General features: G+C 53.1%; 14 protein-coding genes. 5 read left to right on the top strand and 9 right to left on the bottom strand.

Translation table 11 applies throughout. From position 1 onward, the window contains the following. The first annotated feature begins 33 nt into the window (after positions 1–33). Genes QY332_02340 through QY332_02320 form a run of 5 tightly spaced genes read left to right on the top strand, consistent with a single transcriptional unit; the run spans position 34 to position 4,228 of the window. Positions 34–951 (top strand): hypothetical protein, encoded by a 918-nt coding sequence (locus QY332_02340; protein ID WKZ36766.1) that lies wholly within the window; start codon positions 34–36, stop codon positions 949–951. Then, positions 944–1,264, top strand: a complete 321-nt coding sequence (locus tag QY332_02335) for a hypothetical protein (protein WKZ36765.1) — start codon at positions 944–946, stop codon at positions 1,262–1,264. The genes QY332_02340 and QY332_02335 overlap by 8 nt, the downstream gene beginning before the upstream one ends. Next, a complete protein-coding gene (locus QY332_02330) occupies positions 1,265–1,927 on the top strand; it encodes an HAD family phosphatase (protein WKZ36764.1) in 663 nt (220 codons plus the stop codon). Between the two features lie 19 nt (positions 1,928–1,946). Then, a complete protein-coding gene (locus QY332_02325; protein ID WKZ36763.1) occupies positions 1,947–3,158 on the top strand; it encodes a hypothetical protein in 1,212 nt (403 codons plus the stop codon). Positions 3,159–3,214: 56 nt separating this feature from the next. Continuing rightward, positions 3,215–4,228: a fatty acid desaturase gene (locus tag QY332_02320; protein ID WKZ36762.1), complete on the top strand. Its 1,014-nt coding sequence runs from the start codon at positions 3,215–3,217 to the stop codon at positions 4,226–4,228. 50 nt (positions 4,229–4,278) lie between these two features. Here QY332_02320 and QY332_02315 read toward each other — a convergent pair whose 3' ends face one another. The 9 genes from QY332_02315 to QY332_02275 all read right to left on the bottom strand — a co-directional run bounded on the left by QY332_02315 (position 4,279) and on the right by QY332_02275 (position 11,987). Further along, entirely contained in the window at positions 4,279–4,521 is a 243-nt protein-coding gene (locus QY332_02315) for a hypothetical protein (protein ID WKZ36761.1), read from the bottom strand. Positions 4,522–4,557: 36 nt separating this feature from the next. After that, positions 4,558–6,393, bottom strand: coding sequence for an ABC transporter permease subunit (locus QY332_02310; protein WKZ36760.1), 1,836 nt, complete (start codon positions 6,391–6,393; stop codon positions 4,558–4,560). A gap of 11 nt (positions 6,394–6,404) precedes the next feature. After that, positions 6,405–7,157: a phosphonate ABC transporter ATP-binding protein gene (phnC, locus tag QY332_02305; GenBank protein ID WKZ36759.1), complete on the bottom strand. Its 753-nt coding sequence runs from the start codon at positions 7,155–7,157 to the stop codon at positions 6,405–6,407. A gap of 146 nt (positions 7,158–7,303) precedes the next feature. Continuing rightward, on the bottom strand, positions 7,304–8,395 hold the full coding sequence (phnD, locus tag QY332_02300; GenBank protein ID WKZ36758.1) for a phosphate/phosphite/phosphonate ABC transporter substrate-binding protein: 1,092 nt from the start codon (positions 8,393–8,395) through the stop codon (positions 7,304–7,306). 137 nt (positions 8,396–8,532) lie between these two features. Further along, positions 8,533–8,664 (bottom strand): hypothetical protein, encoded by a 132-nt coding sequence (locus tag QY332_02295; protein ID WKZ36757.1) that lies wholly within the window; start codon positions 8,662–8,664, stop codon positions 8,533–8,535. Positions 8,665–8,842: 178 nt separating this feature from the next. Beyond that, positions 8,843–9,874 (bottom strand): hypothetical protein, encoded by a 1,032-nt coding sequence (locus tag QY332_02290; protein WKZ36756.1) that lies wholly within the window; start codon positions 9,872–9,874, stop codon positions 8,843–8,845. Beyond that, complete coding sequence (locus tag QY332_02285) at positions 9,871–10,809, bottom strand: hypothetical protein (GenBank protein WKZ36755.1); 939 nt, start codon at positions 10,807–10,809, stop codon at positions 9,871–9,873. Before QY332_02285 ends, QY332_02290 begins: the two co-directional genes overlap by 4 nt. 305 nt (positions 10,810–11,114) lie before the next feature. Continuing rightward, on the bottom strand, positions 11,115–11,516 hold the full coding sequence (locus QY332_02280; protein ID WKZ36754.1) for a hypothetical protein: 402 nt from the start codon (positions 11,514–11,516) through the stop codon (positions 11,115–11,117). Between the two features lie 18 nt (positions 11,517–11,534). Then, positions 11,535–11,987 (bottom strand): SRPBCC domain-containing protein, encoded by a 453-nt coding sequence (locus QY332_02275; protein ID WKZ36753.1) that lies wholly within the window; start codon positions 11,985–11,987, stop codon positions 11,535–11,537. Positions 11,988–12,074 lie beyond the last annotated feature (87 nt).

The raw sequence follows: 12,074 nt of genomic DNA, 5'->3' as shown, positions 1-12,074 counted from the left end.
GCAAAGTGCGCTCGCAATGACATAAAACATCCAATGACCATTCGCCCACTTGATTTTCTCGACCTCCCCACCATCGCACGCTATCGAAACGATGTGCTTACCCTCGATAGCGCGCGCGCCCTCACGCGCGGCCATCCCCTGGGTGCGATGGGACTGCTGGCCTACATCAACCCGGCGCGTCATTTGTATGCGGCGGTTGACAACGGCGGTGAGTCTGTTTTATTGGGGGGCGTCATCCACACCCGCGGTGAGACCTTTGCAAAGTTGTTGTATCTCGCGCCTTCATCCAGATTGTATGATCCGCAACTGCCTGTCTTGATCGAGCATCTTGCACTTCAGGCTGGCGAATGGCAGGCGTTTCATGTGATTGCAGAAGTGGACGAAACGAGTGACGTCTTCCCCGCGTTGCGGATGACCGGTTTTTCCGTCTATGCGTGGCAGAGGGTCTGGGATGCGAGTCTGCTGGAAAAGGCGAAGGCAGGCAGCGGCGGAGACTGGAGGCGGATGCGGTCCGTCGATTTGCACGCGGTGCAAAGTCTGCATTATCAAATTGTCCCGCAGTTATTGCATCCTGTTGAACCTGCGCCGAACCGTGTGATCGGTTTCGTGCATCAGGAGATGAAGTGTTTTGCAAGTGTGACTTCTGGAATGTATGGCATGGTGCTGACGCCGTTCATTCATCCGGATGAGAACAAGGTCAGTCAAAAAATCGCATCGCTTGTTTCAGGCCTGACGGACCGCGGCGGACGTCCCGTCTATTTGAATGTGCGTTCGTATCAAGCCTGGCTAGAACCGGTGTTGGAAGATCTTGGGGCAAAGGCTTCCGCGCGGCAGGCCGTGATGGTAAAACATCTTGCGCATCTGGTGAGGAACGGCCAGACCGTGCGTGCGGTCCCGACACATGTGGGTGTGCAGCCTTCGCGCATCAGCAGAATGGAAGTGGATGAGTAATTGGTCTGCGTTTGATGATGGCCGCAGCATCGGCATGGTGGGCGCCGAGGGCGCTGTGATCATGAACGATGAAGAACATCCCAATGGTGCGCGCATTATATTAAAACGCGGCAGGGGGTATATTTCAGTTTCATGCAATCTGTACGGCTGGATGGATCATACGCGTTTCTTTGGCTCGGATTCCGAGGCCCAGCGTGAGTATGCGGCCATGAAGGCCATGCTCGATGAAGTGCTGGCGGTGATCAACACCGACGGTGTGAAGGATATAAAAATATGGGAAGCAATTTCAGAATTTGTCAGGCGGTTTCCATAAATGCTTAAGGCACTTATCTTTGATTTCGACGGGCTGATTCTCGACACCGAGACGCCTGAGGTCCTGGTCTGGCAGTCCATTTACCGCGAACACGGATTTGAACTCCCCGTCCATGAATGGGAAAAGACGATCGGCGGATACGGCATCTCGACCTTCGACGCGGCGGATCATCTCTCGCTTCTTTCCCAGAGACGGCTGGATCCTGCGGCGATGCGCACGCGCTACCGAAGAGAATCAGACCTGCTCATCCACGCCAGTTCGGTGATGCCCGGAGTATTGAACTTAATCGAACAGGCCAGAGAGACGGGATTGCAGATTGCCATTGGTTCCAGTTCCCCTCATTCATGGGTGGATGCGCACGCAAAACGACTCGGCATCTTTCATTGTTTCAAGCATATTATCTGTCAGGAGGATGTGGCGCCCGGCAGGACAAAACCCAACCCGGATATTTATTTGAAGGTCCTGGAGCGGCTCAAAGTCCAGAACACGGAGGCGGTCGTCTTCGAGGATTCTCCCAATGGTGTGCAGGCTGCCCGCCATGCGGGGATCTTCGTGGTGGCTGTTCCCAACCCATTGACGGCGAAGATGGGTGTCTCCGGTGATATGACGATTTCATCCCTGGCTGAATTATCCCTGCGGGATTTGATGGCAAAAGTTCCCTGAAAGAATGGAATGAAAATGCATGCCTAAAAAAATTCTTGTGGCGGGGATCATGCTGGTGTTTTATTTTTTGGGGGCGATGGGCAGGGAGCAGCCAGTGGCCGTCGTGGCCCCGCCTGTGGTTTTACCATCCACGCCCACATTGACGCCTGCGCGTACCCCTGAGGTCATTCCCATTGAAGACAGCCCGCTCAAGGAGGCGGTGATCGCCTCCGCTGATTATTTGGTGCGCCAGCAACTGGCAAACGGCGAACTTTCCTATCAGGTGAATTTCCTGAACAACCAGAGGTCGTATGTTCCCTCGGATATCCGCCTGATCGCAGGGACGGGGGCTCTTTATACCATTTGCCGGGTTTCGGGGGATTCAAAATATTGCGAAGCGGGAGACCGCGCGTTGAACCATTACCTTGAATTGCTGGTGAGTGACCCGCAAAGATTCAAGGGGACATGTCTATATACGAACGGCGGCTGCCCATTGGGCGGTGCGGCATTGACCGTTGACGCCATCTACAAGCGCTGGCAGGCCAGCGGCAGGTTTATGTTGAAGAACCGCAACCTGCTCACAACCGCCACGGATCTGGGAAATTTCATCGTGTCCATGCGAAAGCCTGACGGCGGTTTCCACCATTTGTTTGACCCGCATTTTGCCGGCACAATGGACCCTGATTATTTTGTCACCTATTTTCCCGGCGAAAGTTTATTTGCGCTTTTACAGCTCAACGAAATGACGGGTAACGATTTCTGGCTTGAACAGGCACGTGAAGTGAATGCGTACATGGTCGCACAGCCCGTCACGGAGGACCACTGGCACAGTTATGCATTTGCCATGCTTGCCCGCCTGGACACACTCAACAATACCGATAAAAGCTATGCAATGCAGATCGCAGACACCATCCTTGCCGGGCAGGTCCGCTCGCTGAATTCCGGCAATACCAGCATTTCCGCCGCCACCAAAGTGGAGGCGCTCGCGGCGCTGGCCCAGGCGTTTTATCTCTCCGGCGCGGAGCATCAGTGGCTGGACCGCGAGATCCGCACGTTCATCGCGTTCGTCCGCGCGCGGCAATTGCCGGATAACAACTGCAACTTTGACATCAGCGACGAAATTACATTAAAGTATACCGGCGGCGTATTCAGCAGTTGTGACGATCCCTCCATCCGCATTGACGGCGTTCAGCATTGGGTCAATGGTGTTACCGCATATCTGGAATATCAGGGTATGATAGGGACAAGGTAGCCTCTGCGGCCATGTTACAGTGTTCCGGCTGTTTTTTGTTTAAATAGGAGATAAAAATGAGTATTGGAAAAATAAAATGGCAGTCGGTTGTTTCAAAATATGCCTACCCGGAAACATGGCGCAGTGTATGGCAGGTGTTTAATTCGGTCATCCCGTTCTTCGTGTTGTGGTATCTCGCATACCGCAGTCTGGAAGTTGGCTACTGGCTGACCCTCCTGTTGACCGTCCCTGCGGCGGGCTTCATGGTGCGCATGTTCATCATCTTCCATGATTGTTGTCACGGTTCCTTCTTCCGCACGCCGCTGGCAAACAACCGATTGGGGCTTTTGCTTGGTGTGGCTGTATGGACTCCCTATTTTGCATGGAAACATTCCCATGCGATTCACCATGCCACCGCCGGTGACCTGGACCGCCGCGGCATCGGCGATGTCTATACCATGACGGTGGAGGAATACCTGGCTGCGCCCTGGTATAAGAAGATCGGCTACCGCATCATGCGAAGTCCGTTGATCCTCTTCACCGTGGGCGCGCTGATCGTCTTCGTATTTGCGCACCGCTTCTGGGAAAAAGACGCAGGCAAACGCGAGAAGAACAGCGTGATCTGGACGAACATCGCCCTCTTCGCATTTGTCGGCTGGGCGGTCTATCACATCGGCTGGCAGGCATATTTACTGGTCGAGATCCCCATTCTGCTCATGGCATGCGGTGCGGGTGTGTGGTTGTTCTACGTCCAGCATAACTTCGAGCCGACCTACTGGGAACGGCACCAGAACTGGGAGTTCTTCAGGGCCGGCATGGACGGCAGTTCGTTCTATAAACTTCCCAAAGTCCTGCAGTGGTTCACCGGCAACATCGGATTCCATCATATCCACCACCTCAGCCCGAAGATTCCGAACTACAAGCTGGAGGAATGCCACAATGAAAACCCGATTTTCCAGATCGAGCCGCTTACCTTTCGAGACAGTTTGAAGTCGCTCTACTTCCGTCTGTGGGATGAAAAGGAAAAGATGCTGGTCGGCTGGCGCGCCGTGAAAAAATACAAAATGCAAATGCAGGGCGATAAAACATAAACAAAAAGGACTGGCTTCAAAGAGCCAGTCCTTTTTGTTTCCCAGATATTTTATACGACCTTTTCGCGCATCACCGAGCTGATGTAATCCATCAACGAGACAACGACCGCGATGGCGATCATCTGCGCGCTGGCCGCGCGGCAGTTCAACAGATTGATGTTCTGCTGGAGCAGGAAGCCGATCCCGCCACCGCCCACGAAACCGATGATGGTGGACATGCGCACGTTGATGTCCCAGCGGTACATGGTGTAGGAAATATACGGCGGGACGATCTGCGGCACAATGCTTTTCACTCTATCAGTTTTTCCTGTTGTTGTATATCAGCAAAATTACACATATTTTTCCCTGATCTTGGATGATATGTAATCCATCATGGAAACAACGATCGCAATGGCCAGCATGTTGACACTGGCCGCCCGGTAGTTAAGCAGGTTGATGTTCTGCTGAAGGATGAAACCAATTCCGCCGCCGCCGACAAAACCAATGATCGTTGACATGCGTACGTTGATGTCCCAGCGGTACATGGTATAGGAAATATAAGGCGGGACGATCTGCGGGACGACAGCGTAGATGATGGTCTGTAAACGATTTGCGCCGGTGGCTTGTATGGCTTCTATAGGTCCGGACATGATGCTTTCCACCTGTTCGGAATACAATTTTGCAAGCGAGGCGATCGTATGCAGTCCCAACGCAAGCGCACCTGCAAATGGTCCAAGACCCACCCAGGCGACAAAAACGATTGCCATGACAAGGGCTTCGATGGAACGGGTACCATTTAGAATGGTGCGGATGATTCCGTAGAAGATGATCCCGATTGGCAGCGATTTCTTTGGCGAGGCTGTGATTGCCAGGGCCAGTCCGATGATCGCGCCAATCCCAGCGGGCCAGTGGACTGTGATGGACGGGTTGTTGAACTGATACAACCAATCTATTCCCTGCATGGTCAGAACCGCTACCAAAGCACCGGCAAGCGGGGTGACGATCAGGTTGATGACTTTCCCAGTTGCGGGAGCGATTCTGTCGCTGATTGTCTGACCAAAATTACCAAATAGTCCGCCAAAAATCCCACCGCCGATCACGCCGGCAAGGGCGGGTAACACCATGGTCACGATGTCACCCACTTGGAAAACAAACTTTCGAATGAAGAAAAGCGGAGCCTCTTGATTTTGCGTAAGGTAACGGCCAGCCTGAAGGAAAATATCTCCAAAGAACTTAATCGAGGCAAGTACCAGGATGGCTGCGATCAATGTGTAGAGTAGATTTGAGAGCCGTTTTTTTAATTGTGACTCTGCATCATCATCCTGGATGGAAAGGAACCACCTTACGAACCAAAATCCCAAAACCGGCAGGATGATTGCGCCCACCAGCGTGGGAAGAAACGTATTTAAGAGGGGCGATAACAAGGTCGTGAGAAGGTCACTAGCCTTAATCCCCAGCCAGATACCCAGAGGCCATCCAATCAGCGAAAGGGAAATATGGCTGAGCGTACTCTTTATATCCGACATCAAGTTGCGGGCGGCAAAGAAGCTGATTGGGATGGCTAATAAAGTGCCAAAAGCAGTGGCAAGCAGCGCCATAAACACAGTTTCAACAATTTTTTCCCAGGTGACCAGGGCTTCCCGGGAGATCATGGGAACTCCAACTGGCACTCTTCCGGTGGCGCGGATGGCTTGCGGTTCTTCCTTGACCTGACGGTTGGGGATGGTGACTTCTACCCGGAAATTTCCCTGTGCATCCGCCTGAAAACTTCCCATCTGCAAAGGAACCCCGTCAGGAGCATCGGGGCTGAACCCGATGAAGTTGATGGGTCCGGATGAGTTTTCCTGGAAGTTGTATCCTTCCACTATGATGGTTTCCTTGGGATCGGCACATGCGACACTGGTCAGGATGAACGCCCCTGAGCGTTCTACTTGATGGGGTGTAACGCCTTCTTCGGGACATCCCAAATAGAAGGGTATCTCAACATCCACCGACTCAAATTCGTAATCGAGAATTTTTGGATGCGCCAAAGCCCTGAGAATTCGCGTAAGTGAAGCCACACGTCTTTCAGAGCGGGTCTCTTCGAAGTTAATGTTGGTGACCGAAAAGCCATACGCGAATGTGATGAAGACAAGGAGAGTTAGCAGCCCAACAAATAGAGATCGCAGTAATGATTTATTTTTCATTGAAAACTCCTTTATCCCACACGCTCTGCGTCTTTGCCGTAGATTTCCCGGAATTTTTCGTCGTCGATTTGATTGGGTGGTCCATCGAACATTAATATTCCATCGTTGAGCGCAATGGCTCGGTCGGCGTATCGGTGTACCAAGTCCAGGAAGTGCAGACTGCAAATGACGGTGACGCCGTCTTCCTTGTTGATCTTCTCGAGGTGTTGCATGATGGAATGAGCTAGGACGGGGTCCAAACTGGCGACAGGTTCATCTGCCAGGATCATGGCGGGTTCCTGCATCATGGCGCGCGCGATCCCCACCCGTTGCTGTTGACCACCGCTGAGTTCGTCAGCGCGCTTGTATGCCTGGTTCATAATGCCAACTTTGTCGAGTTGGGCGAGAGCCATTTCAATATCGCTTTTTGGGAAGCGGTTAAAGGCGCTCAACATGGGGTGGACATATCCAAGCCTCCCCGCCAGGACATTGGTGATGACTTTTGAACGGGATACCAGATTAAAGTGCTGAAAAACCATACCGATCTTGCGACGGATGCGGCGCATCTCATCCTGACTGGCAGCGGTAACATCCTGCCCGTTCCAAATGATCTGTCCTTCCGTGGGTTCGATCAGACGGTTGATACAGCGCAAGAGAGTGGATTTTCCAGAGCCACTTAATCCGATCACGGCCAGGAATTCACCCTGCTTCACGTTAAAACTGACGTTCTTAAGGGCCTGCACGTCACCATCATACACTTTGGAGAGGTTTTTGACTTCTAGCATGGTGAAAGACCGCCTTTCTTGTGTTCAATTTTAAATGTTCAATTTTAAAAATGTGGGCGAAAAGAATAAATTTAGAAATGAATAATACCCATATTTAAATCTTGCCCCAGGTTTCCCTGGGGCAAGAAATGGTAAAGCGTCTAATACTACTCACCAAGGTTTTCGAGAGTGATCCCTTGTTGGGCAACCAGAATGCGGACGCCGTCAAAGTTCTCATCTGCGATTGGTCCGGCTGCGGTCCAGCTGTAGAATTTCTCGTTGCAAAGGGAGTCGGCGCAGGCCGGGTTTTCGAGATCGATAAATTCGATCAAAGCATCAATGATGACCTGCTTCAACTCGTCAGGGAAATTCGGGGAGAAGGACATGGTATCGTTGGGAATTTCCTTGGAGAGGGTCAGGAGACGGACCTTCTGGACGATGTCAGGCGCATCACCGGTTACGCTTCCGCGGGCATCCAGCACACGGTAGTCACCGCACCACAACTCACCCTCTGCATTCGGGGCGCAGGAATCCAGCACATCATCAGGAACCTCTGGGGAATCACCTATTGCCCAACGGCCTTCCGGCAACAAGGGAGGGCTGAAGAAGGCGGTGGCGACATCAGCCTGTCCGTTATATACCGCCAGGATGGACTGTGGGTGACCGCCAGCCTCGACTGTTTCGCCAACTTCGATGCCCAAATCAGAAAAGATGGATGCGGGGTACAGGTAACCTGAAGTGGAGCTGGCATCCGGGTAAGCCCACTTGGCGCCAGCCAGATCCTCGAGGGTCTGGAATTCGCTGTCGCGGGCGACGAAGAAGCCGGTCCAGTAGATATTCCAGCCGCGGCGTTCGGCCGCTAAGCCGGGCTGAACGCCACACAGTTGATTGGCAAGCACATAAGGGACTGCCGGGATAAACCCGATGGTGTCATCAGGCGAAGCGCACATTTCCTCAATAGTTGCGGCGTAGGAGGTGGGCACGCTGACCTCGAAGGTCAGACCGGTGGCTTCATTCAATGCTTGTTCAATCAGGGCGCCGCTCTCGATCATGAAGTCTACATCCACGGATGGAACGAAGAGTACCTTGATCGGTTGTTCAGGTGAACCAAGTTCAGGAGTTGGCTCTTCAGTAGGCTCTGCGGTGGGCGGAACTGCAGTGGGAGCGGGGGCTTCTGTGGCAGGAGCGCCGCAGGCGCTGAGGATCATCGCAACGGAAACGAAGATCGCCAGCAGGACGAAAGACAAACGTTTGTTCATATCTTCTCCTCTTAAGAGATAATGGGATTTGTGGGGTGCAGCCACCCCTGACAGAATCATGATAACGCAAAGTCGCGGTAAGAACAAGTACGCTATTCTTAAAAAAGTTTACCAGGCTACTGTATCTCCTGAAAAGATCACCCTTTATTGCGCAGGACGAAGGCAATGGGAGTCAATCCCAGTGTCAAGGCGACGAAGAGCAGGCCGATGTCGAAAACGATATAACTGCCCGCGCTCACGCTCGCCTCCGCACGGACTGGTTTTACCATTGATTTTCTGATAGAATGTACCTGCTCGTCGTTAGGGTGCCCCCCTCACCCTGGCGGCGAGCATTTTTACAAAAAACTCCCGGCACATTTGTGCCGGGAGTTCCTCGTTTTACATTCACCATTTATTTCACCACAGACAATGGCTCCCCCCGGTCATCCCCGCGCGGAGTTCGTTTCTTCAAGGTAGCGGCATCAGGCCCGGCAGGGATGGCTGCATTGGCTCGACCTTCACCGTCACCCAAGTACCGGCCGCAGCGGCCTGCAAGGTGACGTAGGTGATATGCAGTTCCTCCATATGCATGAACACCAGCGTGGTTCCACCATCCGGGATGAAATGCGTACTGCCGGCCCCCCAACCCCTATCCTGAAGTTGCTGTTCGTGAAAATCCTTGATTTGCGCTGTGTCGGAGGAACTGGTATAGGCCAGCACGCCCGGTAACCGCTGGATGTCGAACGCGTCATCCATGATCGGGAAATCGGTCAGCACCGCCAGGCAACCCTGCGGCAGCTGCGGACCTTCGAACGTGTCCACCTGGTCAAGTTCATATTCAAATGCCTGTTCCCCCTGCACACCCTCCCCAAAAAAATCACCTGCGCCCTGAATCCGCATCGAGTACTTCACCACATATCCGCCCGCTTCAGCCAGCCATACCTGCCCCTCCACGGTTGTGCTGGGTGGATATTCCAAGACAGCGGCATCGAAATCATAGCGCCGGGCCTGGACTCCATTCACCGGCTCCTGGCCGCCCTCCCTGGCGGAAAGCAGGGGAGGCAGCAATCGTGCCGGCACAAATGGCTGGCTACCTTCCGCGCGCTCGCCCCATGAAACACGGCATTCGCCGTCATCCATTTGTGAGTAATAGGCCTCGCCAAGGTGCCCGGAGAGAATGTTATCCCGGCCGCCTTCAAGCCTGGCAATATCCACAAAGGTGAATTGCGCGTTGATTTGGCGGTTGGCTTCCTGGCGGTAAGTATCGATGTACTCAAACGCGATTCCGTTCTGCGATCCACGGAAGGAAATGGAAAGGGTCTGGACATAACTTTGCAGCCCATCCAGCCCCGCGGTCGGGTCGGGTAAAAAGTAGCCGCTCAGGTCAACATTCCCGGCCTGTGGTATGTTCCCGTTCTGGTTATCGGTTCCAACGCCGAAGGCGCGGCATGACAACGCAAGCAGCGCCAGGCAGGTCACTGCAACTGCGGCGCGGTTCATGATCCCCTCCTTGGAATGATCGTGATCGGAACGGTGTACGGCTCCTCACCGGGGCAGTTAAAGGGAACGTCCAACGTCCCTGATTCAAAGCTAAAATCATCCAGCACGATCTGGCAGGCGCCGTAGGTATAACCCGGAAAAGACATACTGGCGCTGTGATCTTCGCCGGTGCAGGTGAGCGTGGTACTGTTCACGCTCAGGGCCGCCAATTCCATGCTCACCACGGCGGCGCCGTCGTCGTCCATCTGGCCGCTGAAGGTGATGCCCGAACTGCCCTCCCAAGGCGGGCTGTGCACGCACGAACCTCCATCCAGGGAATAGGGCGGGATATCGCTCCATATCGCCTGGGTGCCGCTGCCGCTGATCCCCCCGTTTTCATCCATCTTGAGGGTACCGCTGCCGCTGTAGGTGGTGATCACCGACGCCATCATGTATGAAAAGCTCGTCCGTTGATGGAACTTCATTGAAGCGCTGCATTTTTTGACCTTAAACGTGATCGGCGGTTTAAGATCAACTTTTTCGCCGAACATAGACACTGTAATGTTGATGGTTTCATTGCCCTCCTTCTTTCCGGTGGCGTACGAGAATTTCTCTATGTTCACTGAACCACCAACTTTGGCGTTCGTATAACGGAAGAGTTTTGGAGAAACAGTGCCCACTTTCGAAGATAGCCTTGCTTCTGCTTCATTCATCCGAGGAACTAATGGGGGCGCTTTACTTCCCCGTAAATATACGAAATAAAATTCAATTGTTAATTTCTGCCCCATGCAAATTTCTGAGGGAATGTCCGGTGTCATCAATCCCACGAAGAGCGGGCTGGGGCCTTTTGGTGGATCAGTCCGGGCCGCCACCGGCCGCGAGTCTGCGAGAAAGGCGAGAGACAGGATCAGTAGCAAAAACAGCGCCTGGCATGAAAACTTGCATGCATGTTTCATCGATTGCTCCTTTCGATGTCCTGCATGGGGTGACAAAGACCGTAATGCCTGGGATTAAAAAAAGTATAGTCACTTTACCGAAAGATTTCAAGTAAGAATTTTTCAACGGATAGATATTTGGACAGAGCTTACATAAATAGTCAACTTCAATCACTGACGTTCAGCGGGGGTAAATTCGCCGACAAGATGAACACAAGAAAAACCCCCGCTGGTGCGGGGGTTCAAGGGCTTACTTCATCATCGGCGCCGGCTCGGCGTACAACTTGCGATGCGCCACACTCAACGCGCGGACTTGCTATGGATGCCTACTTCGCCCTCATTCGATTATTTCGCGGATTGTGCTCCACTTCAGCCAAGCCCAGCGCCTCCATCAAGGGCGGCATGTACATCGCAAATCTCCCGCGGAAGCCTTTCTTGAGTCCATACCACCCGCCAATTGGATTATTGGGCGAGCGTCCCCAATATTCCACGGTGCCCTGCACGGGTTCCTGTTTTTCGTCCTTGCTTCCCAACTCCATCCAATCGCCGTGTTTCTTCAGCATGGCATACAGGTCGGCGAGACAGCGATAATCGTAGTGCAGGACGGTTGAGCCAACTGTGCAGACAATGATCTCTCTGCCGTCCTTCATATCCACATACATTTCATAGTCCGATGTGAGCGGAGGTGTTTTCAACTTCCAGGGCTTGTCTTTCGTACGCTTTTCCATGTTCTTTCTCCTTAAACATTACTTCTTCGAACGTTGGATGGATTCAGCTTCCTTCTTCAGGTCGGCGGCGAATTTGTCGAACGACTTATCGAAGGAGGGAATCATCCCTGCAAACAGCGGGAACAACGGACCGCCGATTCTCTCGGTCATCGAAAAGTTCACACCGCTTGCCACTTTTTCGATGCTGTACACGCGGCTTCCCATGGCGTCGCCCCACACCAGTCGTTTCTGCGGCTCGAACTCCTTGACCTTCAATTTGAACGTCCGCTTCGCATCCAGCGTCGACTTGAGTTCGATGGTCGCACCTGCCTTGATCTCACCTTGAATAGAAGTGACGGTCGAGTTCCAGCGCGGGTAGTCCGCGGCGTGGGTGAGTAATGCCCATACGGTGGCGGGGTCAGCCGCAATGGACGCGCTGACCGAGGTCTCTCTGCTGAATGTCCTCTTTAAGGTTGTTGCTTTTTGGTTCACGGTTGATCTCCTTTTCTTATTTAGACGATTGGGGATCAGAAAATGATAGGGTGTAGGGCAACCTGTCCAGCAAACCAGCAAAGCAGT

The sequence above is a fragment of the Anaerolineales bacterium genome, from assembly GCA_030583885.1.
Lineage (GTDB): Bacteria > Chloroflexota > Anaerolineae > Anaerolineales > Villigracilaceae > Villigracilis.
The sequence above is the reverse complement of the archived record's forward strand: the minus strand, read 5'-3'. Positions and strand labels throughout refer to the sequence as shown.